Below are 18742 nucleotides of genomic sequence, written 5' to 3'. Positions count from 1 at the left end.
AACTTGTGCCGCTTTTTGAGCTTGTGCCTGTACTGCTTGGGCTTGGCGTTCTTCATTCTCACGTAATTTAGCAATCACCGCATCGCGGGGTCCGTCGATAATGACACGGCCGTTATCAACCACCACAACACGATTAACCATAGGAAGAACCTGCAAGCGATGCGTAACAACAACAACGGTTTTATCATGCGCCCATTGAGCCAAGACACCCAAGGCCTGACGTTCTGTCTGCTCATCCAAACCGGTTGTCGGTTCATCCAGCAACACTACACGAGGGTGAGAGAGCGTCAAACGTACCAGCGATACAATTTGTTTTTGTCCGCCTGAGAGCCCTAAGCCATCTTCACCCAAAGGCATATCCAAACCTTTAGGATGATTACGAACAAGCTGATCCAAATGGAAATTGTGCAATGCCCCCAGCAATTCCTGATCAGTTGAATACCCATTCATACGGCCCAAGTCCAAGTTCTCTCGCAATGTACCGAGGAATAATCTTGGAGATTGATTCAGCAAAGCAACTTTATCACGCAGAAAATTCGGATCAATTTGGCGGATGTCCACGTTATCCAGCAAAATATTGCCTCCTGTCGGATCATACAGGCCACTGGCCAACTTTAATAAAGTACTTTTACCGCTGCCAATCCGTCCTAAAATGGCAACTTTCTCACCAGGGCGGATGATCAGATTAAGATTGGAGATAGCAGGTTGTGTATCTTCATTATATTTGAATACAACATTATCAAAAGTAAGCTGTCCCTGAACTTGATCAAGTGTTACATAGGCGCGCTCAGGGTCACGCTCAATCGGTCTTTCAACAATCGCATTGATACCATGAAGCGCATTTTTTGCCTGTTGGAAACGTATAGCCAATCCGGCAATTTTGCCTAATGAAGAGAGTGCACGACCGGAAAGGATGACTGATGCAATCACCGCACCCATCGTAATACGTGCCTCAACTACGCTGTCATGAATCAAATAAGTACCTAAAACAACCAAACCCACGGTATTAAGCTGCTGTAGGCCTACGGTAAAGTTGGATACAAACTCATTAATTTCTTTAACTTTCATTGAGCTGGCTGCCGTCACAGCATTCAACTTATCCCAACGCTGCTGTGCCCAGTTAGTCGCATTGTTGACTTTAAGTGTTTCGATACCTTCTACGGCCTCAACAGCCAAACCTTGACGTTGTGAGCTTTCTTTCATACTTTCATTAATGCGTTTAGCCAACATAGGCTGAACCGCAAAAGAAACCACAATTACCAAAATACAGGTAATGATTGGTACGATTACAAGTTTTCCGCCAATAATAAATATTACAAACAAGAAAAGTAACAAAAACGGCGCATCAACCAAAACCAACAAACTAGCGCTGGTCATAAATTCACGTACAGCTTCAAAATCCCGCAAATTGTTGGCATATGAACCGGATGAAATCGGACGCTCAATCAGACGTAAAGCCATCACACGTCTGAACAACGCAGAACTAATAATTAAATCTGCCTTTTTACCCGCAATATCTGTCAGACGCGAACGTATCATTTTACCGATAAACTCGAAGACAATCGCCAAAAATACGCCAATACTCAGCACCCACAAAGTAGAGTAAGCCTGATTTGGAATTACACGGTCATATACATTCATGACATACAGCGAACTGACCAATGCCAAAATATTGATAAGGAACGATGCTAAGATTACTTGGTAATAATACTTTTTAAACCGTCCAATCACTTTCCAAAACCATGCTTTAGGCAAATGGTACTCTGGCAACTCAGAGCGGTGGTCTGCAGTCAACTTGGGTTTAATGAACCAACAAAACCCCAAATATTGAGTTTCAAGCTCTTTATGACTGACTTCATGTGCCGGCGCATCCCCAGAACGGATGACATAAACACGCTCTTCTCCTCGCCCTTTTACCTCACTGACAACTGCAGCTTCATCATTATGGAGAATAATGACTACAGGCATCGCAAGTGAAGGGATCTCAATCAGTTTGCGACGGGAAATATGGTTTTCAAACCCATAACTGCGTAAAACTTCACTCAACGATTGGATATTGGCATTTAAATTTCGTTCTCTAGCAATGTTTGCTGCAAGAGCCTCTTCTGCAACAGGTTGATTAAGCAATTTTGTTGCAATGGCTAAATGTTTAATAATTGAATTCATAAAATCTATCTACAAAATAACGACAAATCAAAAATGGCCGTTTGCATTAAAATCCGGCACTTTAGCCCACTTGGCCAAGCTGGCTTTGGCAAGCAGATACGCAACCGCTGCATCTCGGTAGTCGTTTTGCGCCTCGATATAGTTGGTTTCAGTTGATGCCAGTTCCGCATACGAATCCAAGACATCCAACAATGTTCGATTTGCAATATAAAACTGCTGCTCATAGTCTTTTGCCACTTTTGATTGTGTTGCAATCAACAGTTTCGCAATTTTGGCACGGCGTTCGTTCTGTTTCATATCCACTTTCGCCGTTTCCGCACGTTCTTGAATATCCCGTAGCAATTCATCTGAACGCGATTTTGCCGATAATGCTACCGCATGGCTTTTTTTGACAGAATAATCAGAAGATTTGTTATAAAAATCCCAACTCATTGTTACAGCAATGCTTCTATCGCGATGCGTCGCACTACCTTCTAAATTAATAGAGGGGTATCTTGAGGCCTTGTTTACCTTAATATCAGATAATGCGCTGTTGTATTCCGACTCCTGCGCTTTCACGCTTGGATGCTCTTTTGCCTGCGCCTTATCAAAAGAAGCAATCAACTGATCTGCATTCTGTTTACCAAATGGATCGACAATATCTTTCTCAGTTAATTTCTTAGCACTGTATTTATTCAGCTTGCTCAAAGCCACTGATAAAGTTTTTTGTAAATTAGCTTCATTCGACAAAGTCTGCAAATAGCGAGATTCTGCTTGAGTCTTTTCTGAACGGCGACCTGGATCATATTTACTAATAATACGTAAGTCAGCCAAAAATTTTTCATGGCGTTTGATGTTTCTCTTAGCAATCGCTATTGACTCTTTCGCACGTAACGCAGTCAGATAAAGCGTACTGATTGTATTGGCTAACTCCTCTCGGGTCTCATAATATTTGTATTGGTAATACTCCATTTTATGCTTGTCGCGTTCGACAGCAGCCTGAATACCGCCCCAAGCATACAAATTCAAGCGCGATTTAATCCCTAGATCATCGCGCATTTTGGAATTGTCTGAAGTATGCCGCTGAGCCAAAACATTTTGTCCTGTTAAAGAAAAAGTCGGGTAATGCCCGGCCCTTGAGGCTTTCATGTCATTGTAGGCACCCTCTGTATTAGCATTAGCTTCCTGTAATGTCGGGTCGTTTTGCAGCGAATAACGAAGTATATCGACCAATTCCACTGCAAAAGCTGAAGGTGATTGCAAAATGCCATACAGTAGCAATGCAATAAACTTCTGATGGGGATTTTTCATAAACAAATTTCTCTTTTTTAGTGCAGAAAATAAGACTTTTTCACTTTAGAAATTATAAATCAAATTAGTTAAATAAAGTACAAAATACAAGGTTTTCAGACGGCCTCAATGTGTAAAGTAGATAAAAAAACGCACCCGAAGGTGCGTTTTTCTAATAGATGTTACAAATTAAGCAACGGTAATATCTGAATCAACCCAAAGTTCATTAGAACCAGTGTTGTAAACATTATAAGTATTGCCTTCATGAGTAACTTGTGAGCTTGCAGCTTTGCTAATACCACTTAAGGTCACTTTATCACCCGCATCACCATCAACAATTAACACGTTGTTATGAGATTTACCACTTGCATCAACAGTTGCTTTAGCACTGTGGTTTCTATCAACATCGCTTGCGCTGATAGTAACTGAGTTGTTTGACGTGCCGGTAATATCAATTTTCTCAAAATTAGAGATCATTGAAATAGTGGTTGTAATCGCTTTGCCATCTCGGTTCACAAATTGAAGTGTATCGAAATCACTGCCTCCATCAATAGATGCTCTGGTATTAATCGTACTAGATGTTCTCACGATGTCATCACCAGCCCCCATATTGATTGTTGGATTACCACCAGCTAAATAGAAGAACCCATTGCCTGTCTGACGAGCTTCAAGGATATCATTACCAGCCCCCATGTTTATAGTACCAGCAATGTTTTGGAAACTCGCGAAGTCATTACCGTCCCCCATATCAAGTGTATTGCTACGGTATTGAACCCCAGTTGCATAGACAGAATCATCACCGCTACCAGTAGTTAGGCTAGATCTAATCAACGCACCCAAGTCACCAGTACCACCTTTAGTACCAATTAAGATAACATCATTTTCGTTACCGTAAGTTTCATGGGAACCACCACCAACACGACGGTAGTAAGTGTAAGCAACATCCTTAGACACAGAGTTACCCGCTAAGTCTGTTTCAATTACAGAGTAATGTACTTTCTTCGCTGTTGCACCTGAAGCAATACCCGTAGCAAACTCAAACTCACCATTGGCATTTGCTTTACCACTTCTATTATTGATAGAAATCGTTGAATTTTTCTCAGCTGTTCCGATTAAATTCATACTACCATCAATAATCGCATGGAATTCACCTGCTTTTTGGTCAAGCGTCATATTTAAGGTGTCGCTGGTTGATGCCGCATTACCTTTCACACGAGCTTGTAAGCTGTATGCAATACCACCTACTTTGGTGTTGTTTGGTAAGGTAAACGAGTTACCAGAACCAGAATTCCAAGTTTGACCGCCGTCTGTACTGTATTCCCATTCAGAACCTGATGGAATACCAGACACGTTAACTTTACCATTTTTAGTATAGTTATCGTTACGAGACGCACCAGTATCTTCTGCAAGTGATAGTTCAAGTTTAACAACCTTATTGTTACCTGCCGGTTGAGTCACAACCGCACTTTCGTTGCCTGCAGGGTCTTTCGCTTGAGCCGTCACTGGAGAGCCATCTTTCACTTTGTCTTGTGGAATGGTGGTGCTGCTCTGACCTGCTTCAACATTTGGTAACGTTGTAGGGTTGCTTGAAGTCCAGCTACCATCAGCATTTTTGGTTAAAGTCACTTTTTCAGGGGCGTCCGAACCTTCAGGAGTTACTGTTACTTCTACAGTATCACCTGCTTCTGCATCGCTTGGTACTTTCACAGTGACTGAACCATCTTCTGTAGATGGGGTTACCTCTGGTGCACTCGGTGCAGTCGTATCAGGGTTATTACCCGCATTCGCTGTACCTTCTTCACCTGTGTTACCCGCAGTGTCAGTCGCCTTCGCTTTCACCGGTGAGCCATCTTGTACTTTATCCGCTGGGATAGTTGCTTTGCCGGTTGCTGACTCTACCTTAACATCTGGGTTGTTTGAAGTCCAAGTGCCGTCTGCACCTTTAGTAATGGTTGCAGTTTTCGGTGTGCCTGCTTCATCGGTGTAGCTCACTTCTACAGACTTGGTATCCGCATCTGCAGGAGGAGTCACTTCCACTGAGCCGTTGTCTTTTGCTTCAACAGTCGGTTTAGCCGGTGCAGTCGTATCAGGGTTGTTACCTGCATTAGCTTTGCTTTCTCTACTGCTTACACCCTGACCATCAGCTACATCAGCTCCCACCTCAGAGCCATCTTGTACTTTATCCGCTGGGATAGTTGCTTTACCAGTTGCTGACTCTACCACAACATCTGGGCTGTCCGAAGTCCAAGTACCATCCTCACCTTTCGTTAAGGTTGCAGTTTTCGACTTACCTGCTTCATCGATATAACGTACTTTCATAGACTTAACGTATAGAGCTGCAGGAGGAGTAATTTCTACAGAACCATCTGTTTTTGCAGTTACCTCTGCTGTTTCTAGAGGAAGATAAGCCAGCGGTACTGGGCTTGTATTACCTGCAGGATCTTCCGTATAAATATGTACATTAGCAAATCCTTTAAGCTTATTAGCTGGAATAATAGTAGTATTATTACCTACATCAACACTCGGCACATTCTCTGGTTTATCTGAAATCCAGCTACCGTCCTGTTGTTTAGTCAAAGTAGCTAAAATCTCACCATCATCATAAGCGTTATCCCCAACATTAAAGTTAAAAGTAGCTCGTCTAATTACAACAAAATCTCCAACTTCAGCGTCATTTGGCATTGTTACTCTTACAGAACGATCTTCTAATGCCTCCACTCCCGGTTCTCCTGGCGGAAGATCCGGATTACTAACCGCATGTTCAGTAGCTTCTTCGCCTTTGTTTCCAACATTATCAGTTGCCGAGGCTTTCACTAGGGAGCCATCTTTCACTTTATCTGCTGGAAGTATTATTTTGCCGGTCTCTGAATCTGGCAAGATAACATCTGGATTGGTCAAGAGATCAAATGGTTCAGATGGTATCCAACCCTCATTAGCATCTTTAATAATAGTTACTGTTTGCGGATTACCCTCTTCATCGATGTAGTTCACTTCAACAGATTTAGTATCTTCATCTGCTGGAGGGGTAATTTCAACAGTACCATTAATTTTCGCTTCAATAGTTGGTTTACCAGGTGCAGTTTTATCTGCATTTTCACCCGCTTGAGCTGTTACCGGAACACTGTCGTTACCAGACGGATCTTTCGCCTGTGCAGTTACTTCAGAACCATCTTTCACTTTGTCTTGTGGAATAGTGGTGCTGTCTTTGCCTGCTTCAACGTTTGGCACTGTTTCAGGTTTATCTGATGTCCAGCTGCCGTCTGCCTGTTTGGTCAAGGTCACTTTTTCTGGGGTGTCAGAACCTTCAGGGGTAACTGTCACTTCTACAGTATCACCTGCTTGGGCATCGCCAGGCACTTTCACAGTCACTGAGCCATCGGTAGTTGATGGAGTCACTTCCGGTGCGCTTGGTGCAGTCGTGTCAGGATTATTACCTGCATTCGCTGTACCTTCTTCACCTGCATTACCCGCAGTGTCCGTTGCTTTCGCAGTCACCGGAGAGCCATCTTTCACTTTATCTGCTGGGATGGTTGCTTTGCCAGTCGCTGGGTCTACCGCAACATCCGGATTGTTTGAAGTCCAGTTGCCGTCGTCACCTTTGGTTAAGGTGGCGGTTTTCAGTGTGCCCGCTTCATCGGTGTAGCTCACTTCTACAGACTTGGTATCCGCATCTGCAGGAGGAGTCACTTCCACTGAGCCGTTGTCTTTCGCTTCAACAGTCGGTTTAGCCGGTGCAGTGGTATCTGCTGTTGCTGGGTTGTTGCCCGCATTTACAGTACCTTCTTCACCTGTGTTACCCGCAGTGTCAGTTGCTTTCGCAGTCACCGGAGAGCCATCTTTCACTTTATCCGCTGGAATGGTCGCTTTGCCGGTCGCTGGGTCTACCGCAACATCTGGGTTGTTTGAAGTCCAAGCACCATCTTCACCTTTGGTTAATGTAGCAGTTTTCGGTGTACCCGCTTCATCGGTGTAGCTCACTTCTACAGACTTGGTATCCGCATCTGCCGGAGGTGTCACTTCCACTGAACCGTTGTCTTTTGCTTCAACAGTCGGTTTAGCCGGTGCAGTCGTGTCAGGAGCCGCAGCGTTATTGCCTGCGTTGGCTTTAACTGGGGTGCTTTCGTTACCAGACGGATCTTTTGCCTGTGCAGTTACTTCAGAACCATCTTTCACTTTGTCTTGTGGAATAGTGGTGCTGTCTTTACCTGCTTCAACGTTTGGCACTGTTTCAGGTTTGTCTGAAGTCCAGCTGCCGTCTGCCTGTTTGGTCAAGGTCACTTTTTCTGGGGTATCAGAACCTTCAGGGGTGACTGTTACTTCTACAGTATCACCTGTTTGGGCATCACTTGGCACTTTCACAGTCACTGAGCCATCGGTAGTTGATGGAGTCACTTCCGGTGCGCTTGGTGCAGTCGTGTCAGGATTATTACCTGCATTCGCTGTACCTTCTTCACCTGTGTTACCTGCAGTGTCCGTTGCTTTCGCAGTCACTGGAGAGCCATCTTTCACTTTATCTGCTGGGATGGTTGCTTTGCCGGTCGCTGGGTCTACCGCAACATCTGGGTTGTTTGAAGTCCAGTTGCCGTCTTCACCTTTGGTTAAGGTAGCAGTTTTCGGTGTACCCGCTTCATCTGTGTAGCCCACTTCTACAGACTTGGTATCCGCATCTGCCGGAGGAGTCACTTCCACCGAGCCGTTGTCTTTCGCTTCAACAGTCGGTTTAGCCGGTGCAGTCGTGTCAGGAGCCGCAGCGTTATTGCCTGCGTTGGCTTTAACTGGGGTGCTTTCGTTACCAGACGGATCTTTTGCCTGTGCAGTTACTTCAGAACCATCTTTCACTTTGTCTTGTGGAATAGTGGTGCTGTCTTTACCTGCTTCAACGCTTGGTACTGTTTCAGGTTTATCTGAAGTCCAGCTGCCGTCTGCCTGTTTGGTCAAGGTCACTTTTTCTGGGGTATCAGAACCTTCAGGGGTGACTGTTACTTCTACAGTATCACCTGTTTGGGCATCGCCAGGCACTTTCACAGTCACTGAGCCATCGGTAGTTGATGGAGTCACTTCCGGTGCGCTTGGTGCAGTCGTGTCAGGAGTCGCAGCGTTATTACCTGCGTTGGCTTTAACTGGGGTGCTTTCGTTACCAGATGGATCTTTCGCCTGTGCAGTTACTTCAGAACCATCTTTCACTTTGTCTTGTGGAATAGTGGTGCTGTCTTTGCCTGCTTCAACGCTTGGCACTGTTTCAGGTTTGTCTGATGTCCAGCTGCCGTCTGCCTGTTTGGTCAAGGTCACTTTTTCTGGGGTGTCAGAACCTTCAGGGGTGACGGTCACTTCTACAGTATCACCTGCTTGGGCATCGCCAGGCACTTTCACAGTCACTGAGCCATCAGTGGTAGATGGGGTCACTTCCGGTGCGCTTGGTGCAGTCGTGTCAGGAGCCGCAGCGTTATTGCCTGCGTTGGCTTTAACTGGGGTGCTTTCGTTACCAGACGGATCTTTTGCCTGTGCAGTTACTTCAGAACCATCTTTCACTTTGTCTTGTGGAATAGTGGTGCTGTCTTTACCTGCTTCAACGCTTGGTACTGTTTCAGGTTTATCTGAAGTCCAGCTGCCGTCTGCCTGTTTGGTCAAGGTCACTTTTTCTGGGGTATCAGAACCTTCAGGGGTGACTGTTACTTCTACAGTATCACCTGTTTGGGCATCGCCAGGCACTTTCACAGTCACTGAGCCATCGGTAGTTGATGGAGTCACTTCCGGTGCGCTTGGTGCAGTCGTGTCAGGATTATTACCTGCATTCGCTGTACCTTCTTCACCTGCATTACCCGCAGTGTCCGTTGCTTTCGCAGTCACCGGAGAGCCATCTTTCACTTTATCTGCTGGGATGGTTGCTTTGCCAGTCGCTGGGTCTACCGCAACATCCGGATTGTTTGAAGTCCAGTTGCCGTCGTCACCTTTGGTTAAGGTGGCGGTTTTCAGTGTGCCCGCTTCATCGGTGTAGCTCACTTCTACAGACTTGGTATCCGCATCTGCAGGAGGAGTCACTTCCACTGAGCCGTTGTCTTTCGCTTCAACAGTCGGTTTAGCCGGTGCAGTGGTATCTGCTGTTGCTGGGTTGTTGCCCGCATTTACAGTACCTTCTTCACCTGTGTTACCCGCAGTGTCAGTTGCTTTCGCAGTCACCGGAGAGCCATCTTTCACTTTATCCGCTGGAATGGTCGCTTTGCCGGTCGCTGGGTCTACCGCAACATCTGGGTTGTTTGAAGTCCAAGCACCATCTTCACCTTTGGTTAATGTAGCAGTTTTCGGTGTACCCGCTTCATCGGTGTAGCTCACTTCTACAGACTTGGTATCCGCATCTGCCGGAGGTGTCACTTCCACTGAACCGTTGTCTTTTGCTTCAACAGTCGGTTTAGCCGGTGCAGTCGTGTCAGGAGCCGCAGCGTTATTGCCTGCGTTGGCTTTAACTGGGGTGCTTTCGTTACCAGACGGATCTTTTGCCTGTGCAGTTACTTCAGAACCATCTTTCACTTTGTCTTGTGGAATAGTGGTGCTGTCTTTACCTGCTTCAACGTTTGGCACTGTTTCAGGTTTGTCTGAAGTCCAGCTGCCGTCTGCCTGTTTGGTCAAGGTCACTTTTTCTGGGGTATCAGAACCTTCAGGGGTGACTGTTACTTCTACAGTATCACCTGTTTGGGCATCACTTGGCACTTTCACAGTCACTGAGCCATCGGTAGTTGATGGAGTCACTTCCGGTGCGCTTGGTGCAGTCGTGTCAGGATTATTACCTGCATTCGCTGTACCTTCTTCACCTGTGTTACCTGCAGTGTCCGTTGCTTTCGCAGTCACTGGAGAGCCATCTTTCACTTTATCTGCTGGGATGGTTGCTTTGCCGGTCGCTGGGTCTACCGCAACATCTGGGTTGTTTGAAGTCCAAGCACCATCTTCACCTTTGGTTAATGTAGCAGTTTTCGGTGTACCCGCTTCATCGGTGTAGCTCACTTCTACAGACTTGGTATCCGCATCTGCCGGAGGTGTCACTTCCACTGAACCGTTGTCTTTTGCTTCAACAGTCGGTTTAGCCGGTGCAGTCGTGTCAGGAGCCGCAGCGTTATTGCCTGCGTTGGCTTTAACTGGGGTGCTTTCGTTACCAGACGGATCTTTTGCCTGTGCAGTTACTTCAGAACCATCTTTCACTTTGTCTTGTGGAATAGTGGTGCTGTCTTTACCTGCTTCAACGCTTGGTACTGTTTCAGGTTTATCTGAAGTCCAGCTGCCGTCTGCCTGTTTGGTCAAGGTCACTTTTTCTGGGGTATCAGAACCTTCAGGGGTGACTGTTACTTCTACAGTATCACCTGTTTGGGCATCGCCAGGCACTTTCACAGTCACTGAGCCATCGGTAGTTGATGGAGTCACTTCCGGTGCGCTTGGTGCAGTCGTGTCAGGAGTCGCAGCGTTATTACCTGCGTTGGCTTTAACTGGGGTGCTTTCGTTACCAGATGGATCTTTCGCCTGTGCAGTTACTTCAGAACCATCTTTCACTTTGTCTTGTGGAATAGTGGTGCTGTCTTTACCTGCTTCAACGTTTGGCACTGTTTCAGGTTTGTCTGATGTCCAGCTGCCATCCGGCTGTTTAGTTAAAGTCACTTTTTCTGGGGTATCAGAACCTTCAGGGGTGACTGTTACTTCTACAGTATCACCTGTTTGGGCATCACTTGGCACTTTCACAGTCACTGAGCCATCGGTAGTTGATGGAGTCACTTCCGGTGCGCTTGGTGCAGTCGTGTCAGGATTATTACCTGCATTCGCTGTACCTTCTTCACCTGTGTTACCTGCAGTGTCAGTCGCTTTCGCAGTCACTGGAGAGCCATCTTTCACTTTATCTGCTGGGATGGTTGCTTTGCCAGTCGCTGGGTCTACCGCAACATCCGGATTGTTTGAAGTCCAGTTGTCGTCGTCACCTTTGGTTAAGGTGGCGGTTTTCGGTGTGCCCGCTTCATCGGTGTAGCCCACTTCTACAGACTTGGTATCCGCATCTGCAGGAGGAGTCACTTCCACTGAACCGTTGTCTTTCGCTTCAACTGTCGGTTTAGCCGGTGCAGTCGTATCAGGAGTCGCAGCGTTATTACCTGCGTTGGCTTTAACTGGGGTGCTTTCGTTACCAGATGGATCTTTCGCCTGTGCAGTTACTTCAGAACCATCTTTCACTTTGTCTTGTGGAATAGTGGTGCTGTCTTTACCTGCTTCAACGTTTGGTACTGTTTCAGGTTTGTCTGATGTCCAGCTGCCGTCTGCCTGTTTAGTTAAGGTCACTTTTTCTGGGGTATCAGAACCTTCAGGGGTGACTGTTACTTCTACAGTATCACCTGTTTGGGCATCACTTGGCACTTTCACAGTCACTGAGCCATCGGTAGTTGATGGAGTCACTTCCGGTGCGCTTGGTGCAGTCGTGTCAGGATTATTACCTGCATTCGCTGTACCTTCTTCACCTGTGTTACCTGCAGTGTCAGTCGCTTTCGCAGTCACTGGAGAGCCATCTTTCACTTTATCTGCTGGGATGGTTGCTTTGCCAGTCGCTGGGTCTACCGCAACATCCGGATTGTTTGAAGTCCAGTTGTCGTCGTCACCTTTGGTTAAGGTGGCGGTTTTCGGTGTGCCCGCTTCATCGGTGTAGCCCACTTCTACAGACTTGGTATCCGCATCTGCAGGAGGAGTCACTTCCACTGAACCGTTGTCTTTCGCTTCAACTGTCGGTTTAGCCGGTGCAGTCGTATCAGGAGTCGCAGCGTTATTGCCTGCGTTGGCTTTAACTGGGGTGCTTTCGTTACCAGATGGATCTTTCGCCTGTGCAGTTACTTCAGAACCATCTTTCACTTTGTCTTGTGGAATAGTGGTGCTGTCTTTACCTGCTTCAACGTTTGGTACTGTTTCAGGTTTGTCTGATGTCCAGCTGCCGTCTGCCTGTTTAGTTAAGGTCACTTTTTCTGGGGTGTCAGAACCTTCAGGGGTGACTGTCACTTCTACAGTATCACCTACTTGGGCATCGCCAGGCACTTTCACAGCCACTGAGCCATCGGTAGTAGATGGGGTCACTTCCGGTGCGCTTGGTGCAGTCGTGTCAGGAGTCGCAGCGTTATTACCTGCGTTGGCTTTAACTGGGGTGCTTTCGTTACCAGATGGATCTTTCGCCTGTGCAGTTACTTCAGAACCATCTTTCACTTTGTCTTGTGGAATAGTGGTGCTGTCTTTGCCTGCTTTAACGTTTGGTACGATCGCTGGTTTATCAGAAGTCCAGCTGCCGTCTGCCTGTTTGGTCAAGGTCACTTTTTCTGAGGTGTCAGAACCTTCAGGGGTGACTGTCACTTCTACAGTATCACCTACTTGGGCATCGCCAGGCACTTTCACAGTCACTGAGCCATCAGTGGTAGATGGGGTCACTTCCGGTGCGCTTGGTGCAGTCGTGTCAGGATTATTACCTGCATTCGCTGTACCTTCTTCACCTGTGTTACCTGCAGTGTCAGTTGCTTTCGCAGTCACTGGAGAGCCATCTTTCACTTTATCTGCTGGGATGGTTGCTTTGCCAGTCGCTGGGTCTACCGCAACATCTGGGTTGTTTGAAGTCCAAGTACCATCTTCACCTTTGGTTAAGGTTGCAGTTTTCGGTGTACCTGCTTCATCGGTGTAGCTCACTTCTACAGACTTGGTATCCGCATCTGCAGGAGGTGTCACTTCTACTGAACCGTTGTCTTTCGCTTCAACAGTCGGTTTGGCCGGTGCAGTCGTGTCAGGATTATTACCTGCATTCGCTGTACCTTCTTCACCTGCATTACCCGCAGTGTCCGTTGCTTTCGCAGTCACTGGAGAGCCATCTTTCACTTTATCTGCTGGGATGGTTGCTTTGCCAGTTGCTGGGTCTACCGCAACATCTGGGTTGTTTGAAGTCCAGTTGCCATCTTCACCTTTAGTCAAGGTTGCTGTTTTCGGTGTGCCCGCTTCATCGGTATAGCTCACTTCTACAGACTTGGTATCCGCATCTGCCGGAGGAGTCACTTCTACTGAACCATTGTCTTTCGCTGTCACAGCTGGTTTAGCCGGTGCAGTGGTGTCAGGATTACTAGATCCCTTTCCACCACTTGCAGCTGCAATAATGCCACCTACTGCGGCCACTCCGGCTGCAGCCCACAGCCAATTAGGATTAAATGCCCAAAATGGTGTTGCTACACTGTTACCACCCAATGCCTGAGGGGCAAATACTTGTTCTGCCAACAAGGTAACCGCATCACTTTCAACGCCGCTTTGCGGTACATAGGCATAGTATTGTCCGTTTTCTGCCTTACCCAAAAGCAATTCGGTATTGTTGTTTTCGTAATAGCCTTCCAGTACCAAATCGGATTCTTGATTAATGTCGGTGCCTTCAAACGCAATGTGAAGGTCGTTACCAATACGTTTGGTATCGATAGTTTCAGGAGCGTACTGGGTATTGTCGTCAACCAATTCGTAGTTCACATTCGGTTGCGCTTTGATAATGACTTTTTTATTCGTTGTGTTCAGTTTGACGGTCTCAACGGTTTCGTTGCCACTATTGATTTTTACGCTGATATTCTTTGACATGGATTTTCCCTTTTAAATTTGTTTAGTTGGCCGCACAGGCTGTTTCGTTAATGCGTGAAATTGTGTGGGCTTGATGCTTAAGTTTCTTTAATGCTTCTTGTGCTGTTGCTGCATCAACCTCTTTGATTTGAGGCACTGAAACGTTTGTTGCATCAATTTGATAATAGTGCACTGATTGTTCTGTTAGGCTTCCGTTGAGTCTTGTTGCAGGCTTGGCTGCTACGTAATGCGCTTCGAAAGTTGTAGGTTTGGCGCAAATTTCTGTTTTTGCAAAACCGCCTACTTGGAGAGACGATAGGTATTCGCCATTAACTTTAATATTGACTGCCGTTGGGTTTACGCCCGTATCGACACGATAGAAAACCAATCCGGCTTGATTTACTTGCGGTTTAATTTGAGATGAGTGGTTGTCAAAGTTTGACCATCTGTTGTTACTTAATGTACAGGCAGACAGCACGGATACAGCTAAGGCTGCTGCAACCGTCAGTTTTAAACGTTGCATCATTTACATTCCTCGCAATTAAGCAATTAAATAGAATGGACATAAATCCACCCTCTGTTTTAGATATCATATGCAAATTACTTAACATAAAATTTCAGCTTTACTTTACCATAACCTTCAATCACGCAACTCGCATATACCACTATTATATCTACCATTTGTAATAAAAATAACATGCTTATAAAAACTTTATAAATAGTAACTTGGGTTTTATATTTAATCAGCATTTACAAAAAATTTCATTAGTAAACAAACTTTATTTCACACATTTAACTAATATATTAAAAAAAATATAATTATTTGAAATTTAATGTAATTTAAGAAAATCCAACTAACTGAGAAAAATAATTACCTTATTTATTATTAATATTTTTATAAAGATAATTAAGATTATATTGTAAAGAAACTTTTACAATAGACTTAAAATCTAAATATCCAATTTTCCAATATTTCTCTTAAAACAACAGCATAAAACTATAAACTATGATTTCCTGATAGCCTCATTACTGGCGAAACATCATCTAAAACCATCCCTTGCTTAAACTCCAAACGTAAAAAAACCTGCTTTTTTCAAAGCAGGTTTTCATATTTGGTGGGTCGTGAGCGATTCGAACGCTCGACCAACGGATTAAAAGTCCGCTGCTCTACCGACTGAGCTAACGACCCGATAAGCTGTGTATTATAGAGATGGGTCGCACAGCTGTCAACACCTTTTTTAAACTTTTTTTATTCGACGACGATTTTCGGGAAGCGGCCGCTGAAGTCTTTGCCTTTATCGGCAATGGCCAGCGCGATTTGGAATGCGGCTTCGGTGTAGATGTCGGCGATGGTTTGGTTGTTTTCAAACAAGGCCGAAGATGTGCCGCTGTCCATGGCTTCGCGTACAGGCAGGCTCAAGGGAAGTTGGCCGAGCAACGGTACGTTTAAACGCTCTGCCAGGTTTTTACCGCCTTCTGCGCCAAAGATTGCTTCGGCATGGCCGCAATTGGTGCAAATATGGACAGACATGTTTTCCAAAACACCCAAAATCGGAATATTGACTTTGTTGAACATATCCACGGCTTTGCGTGCATCAATCAGGGCGATGTCTTGCGGCGTGGTGACGACAACGGAGCCGGTCACGGGGATTTTTTGCGACAGGGTCAATTGGATATCGCCGGTACCGGGCGGCAGGTCAATGAAGAGATAATCGACATTGTCCCACTCGCTTTGGAACATAAGCTGTTGCAAGGCTTGGCTGACCATCGGGCCACGCCAAACGATGGCTTGGTCGGTATCGACCAGGAAACCAATGGACATCACTTGAATGCCGCTTTCGGCTTCAACGGGAATGAGTTTTTTGTTTTGTTGATCGGGTTTGCGGTCTTGTACGCCGAGCATGGTGGGCTGGCTTGGGCCGTACAGGTCGGCATCGAGTACGCCGACGCGCGCGCCCATTCTGGCCATTGCGGTGGCAAGGTTGGCTGTGGTCGTTGATTTGCCGACGCCGCCTTTGCCCGATGCAACGGCGATAATGTTTTTCACGCCTTTGATGGTTGCTACGCCGGGTTGAACTTTATGCGTACCGATTTCGGTATCGATACTCAAGTGAATGTGGGTATCGCCGGTATGCGAAATGACGGCTTCTTGGAGGGCGTTAGCAATGTCTACGGCAATATGGGCAACTGGGAACGCGAATTTCAGGCCGATATGCAGGCCGTCTGAATGCTCTTCCAGAAGCGAAACGGCTTTTTCGCTGCCCAAAGTGCGTATTGTGGTGGGAATCAACACGGCATCGAGTGCGGTTCGGATGGCTGGAATATTCATAATCTGCCTCTTGAATGTGGGAAATTGTTTGATGTGCGCGATTTGCCTGCCTGACAAATCTGCTGAATTATACCCTTGAATGAACGCCATGTAAGGGATACGCCCGAAAAACTTCAGGCTGCCTGAATCATCGGGCAGCCTGAAAAGCGGGTCAACTGAAACGCGGCCTTATTCGCTCAAGAGCGCAATGTCGGCAACTGCGTTCATTTGTTCTGCCAAGCGGTTCAGCAGGTTCAGGCGGTTTTGTTTTACGGCGGGATCTTCAGCCATCACCATCACGCCGTCAAAGAAGGCATCGACTTGCGGTTTGACGGAAGCCAGTTCGGATAAGGCGGTCTGGAAATTGCCTTCGGCGACGGCAGCGGAGATTTTTGGCTGCAAACCTTGCGCGGCGGCATACAGGGCTTTTTCTTCGTCCTGTTGCAGCAGGCTTTCATCGACTTCGCCCAGCGCGGCATCGGCTTTTTTCAGCAGGTTTTGCACGCGTTTGTTGGCAGCGGCGAGCGCGGCGGCTTCGGGCAGTTGTTTGAACGCGGCGACGGCTTGCAGCTTGGCATGGAGATTATATAGCTTATGAAACCAACGACTTACTCCCTGTTTACTTTCTTCAGGAGTTTGTTTTGGACCTTTCAAAACTGCTGAGATTACGTCTTGCGAATATTCATTTTGTAAAAGAATTGCTAAACGGGTCTCTATGAAAGAGGCTATGTTGGACAAAAAATGTCGCTGTTCCAAGGAATTTGCCATATCTTTCCAACCACGAGGAAAGGTTTGATATGTTTCATTAATTAACTGACCTAATCCTAATTGATCTCCTTTACACTCAGGTAACATTAGTATCCGTAAAATACCCAATGTGGCACGACGCAAGGCGTAAGGATCTTTATCACCTGTAGGAATTTGTCCGATACCCCAAATACCAACTAAGGTTTCTAGCTTGTCGGCAAGCGCAACAGCGATAGCAATTTTGCTTTCAGGTAGCCTATCTCCTGCAAAACGCGGTTGATAGTGCTGCTCGATGGCTTCGGCGATTTCTTCGGTTTCACCATCCAAACGTGCGTAGTATTTGCCCATCGTGCCTTGCAATTCGGGGAACTCGCCGACCATTTCGGTGACCAAGTCGGCTTTGGCCAAACGTGCGGCGCGCTCGGCTGCGGCGGCATCCGCACCCAGTGCTTTGGCAATGTGGGCGGCGATGCTTTGAAGGCGTTCGATGCGTTCGGCTTGCGAACCGATTTTGTTGTGATAAACCACGTTCGCCAGCTTGGGCAGGCGGCTTTCCAAAGTCGCTTTTTGGTCTTGCTTGTAGAAGAACTCGGCATCAGACAGGCGCGCGCGCAAGACGCGTTCGTTGCCTTGGATGATGTGTGACGGATCTTCGGTTTGCAGGTTGGACACCAGCAGGAAGCGGTTCATCAGCTTGCCGTTTTGGTCGAGCAGTGGGAAGTATTTTTGGTTTTGCTGCATGGTCAGAATCAAGCATTCTTGCGGTACGGCGAGGAAGTGTTCTTCAAAACCGGCTTCCAATACTACAGGCCATTCGACCAATGCGGTCACTTCGTCCAACAAGGCTTCATCGGCGGCAACGGTCGCGTTCAGACGGCCTGCCTGTTTGTTCAAGGCCGTCTGAATGGCGGCTTTGCGTTCGGCAAACGAAGCGACAACTTTGCCTTGCTCACGCATTTGTACGGCGTAGCTGTCGGCATTTTCAATGGCGATTTCGCCGCTGGAGAGGAAGCGGTGACCCAGTGTTTTGTTGCCGCTTTGCAAACCCAAAACGCTGACGTTGACGATGTCGCCACCGTGCAGCACGATCAGGCTGTGTACAGGGCGCACGAAGGTGAATGTGCTGCTGCCCCAACGCATGACTTTCGGAATCGGCAATTTTTTCACTGCGGCATTGATGATGTCTTCCAAAAGCTCGCCCAGCGGTTTGCCGGTTTGGACGTATTCGTAGGCGTACACGTCTTGCTTGCCGTCGTTGATGATGGTCAGGTCTTCGATTTTCGCACCCGCACCGCGCGCAAAACCTTCCAAAGCCTTAGTCGGCACACCGTCTTTCATGGCATTCGCCACGGCCGGGCCTTTTTTCACGATTTTTTGATCGGCTTGAACGGCTTTCACGTTTTTGACTTGAACGGCCAAACGGCGCGGAGAAGCGTAGGCAGTGTATTCGGCTACGCCGTCAATCAGTTGCGCTTTTTCCAAGCCTTCGGCAACGGAAGCGGCAAAATGGTTGCCCAGATTATTGAGGGCTTTTGGCGGGAGTTCTTCAGTGAGAAGCTCGATTAAAAGGGTTTGGGTTGTCATGTGCTTATCGTTAAATAGGTTTGGCATCTGAAACGGCATGATGCGGTTTCAGATGCAAGGTTAATTGAATTGACGGCGATTTTA

At 46.7% G+C, this 18742-nt stretch carries 5 protein-coding genes, 1 tRNA gene and 1 pseudogene; all 7 read right to left on the bottom strand.

All coding sequences use genetic code 11. The features are described from left to right. Positions 1 to 12: 12 nt before the first annotated feature. Positions 13 to 2166 (bottom strand): annotated as a pseudogene (locus KCG54_RS01100) (type I secretion system permease/ATPase); the annotation flags it as partial. Positions 2167 to 2193: 27 nt separating this feature from the next. Beyond that, on the bottom strand, positions 2194 to 3456 hold the full coding sequence (locus KCG54_RS01095) for a TolC family protein (RefSeq protein ID WP_254324391.1): 1263 nt from the start codon (positions 3454 to 3456) through the stop codon (positions 2194 to 2196). Between the two features lie 168 nt (positions 3457 to 3624). Then, complete coding sequence (locus KCG54_RS01090; RefSeq protein ID WP_254324390.1) at positions 3625 to 14040, bottom strand: hypothetical protein; 10416 nt, start codon at positions 14038 to 14040, stop codon at positions 3625 to 3627. A 22-nt stretch (positions 14041 to 14062) separates the two neighbouring features. Then, entirely contained in the window at positions 14063 to 14545 is a 483-nt protein-coding gene (locus KCG54_RS01085) for a hypothetical protein (RefSeq protein WP_254324389.1), read from the bottom strand. 587 nt (positions 14546 to 15132) lie between these two features. Next, positions 15133 to 15208 (bottom strand) — tRNA-Lys (locus KCG54_RS01080). Between the two features lie 60 nt (positions 15209 to 15268). Then, positions 15269 to 16348 carry an iron-sulfur cluster carrier protein ApbC gene (gene apbC, locus KCG54_RS01075; RefSeq protein WP_254324388.1) on the bottom strand — a complete coding sequence of 360 codons (1080 nt, stop codon included), beginning with the start codon at positions 16346 to 16348 and terminating at the stop codon, positions 15269 to 15271. Positions 16349 to 16516: 168 nt separating this feature from the next. Then, positions 16517 to 18658 carry a glycine--tRNA ligase subunit beta gene (gene glyS, locus KCG54_RS01070; protein ID WP_254324387.1) on the bottom strand — a complete coding sequence of 714 codons (2142 nt, stop codon included), beginning with the start codon at positions 18656 to 18658 and terminating at the stop codon, positions 16517 to 16519. Positions 18659 to 18742 lie beyond the last annotated feature (84 nt).

Source organism: Neisseria subflava (genome assembly GCF_024205705.1).
Lineage (GTDB): Bacteria > Pseudomonadota > Gammaproteobacteria > Burkholderiales > Neisseriaceae > Neisseria > Neisseria subflava_D.
Note: the sequence above shows the minus strand (reverse complement) of the source record. Positions and strands in the feature narration are given on the sequence as shown.

Bases quoted from the DNA above. Each gene is read 5' to 3' on its own strand.
- glyS (WP_254324387.1), bottom strand. From the start codon at position 18,658: ATGACAACCCAAACCCTTTTAATCGAGCTTCTCACTGAAGAACTCCCG.
- KCG54_RS01090 (WP_254324390.1), bottom strand. From the start codon at position 14,040: ATGTCAAAGAATATCAGCGTAAAAATCAATAGTGGCAACGAAACCGTT.
- KCG54_RS01095 (WP_254324391.1), bottom strand. From the start codon at position 3,456: ATGAAAAATCCCCATCAGAAGTTTATTGCATTGCTACTGTATGGCATT.
- apbC (WP_254324388.1), bottom strand. From the start codon at position 16,348: ATGAATATTCCAGCCATCCGAACCGCACTCGATGCCGTGTTGATTCCC.
- KCG54_RS01085 (WP_254324389.1), bottom strand. From the start codon at position 14,545: ATGATGCAACGTTTAAAACTGACGGTTGCAGCAGCCTTAGCTGTATCC.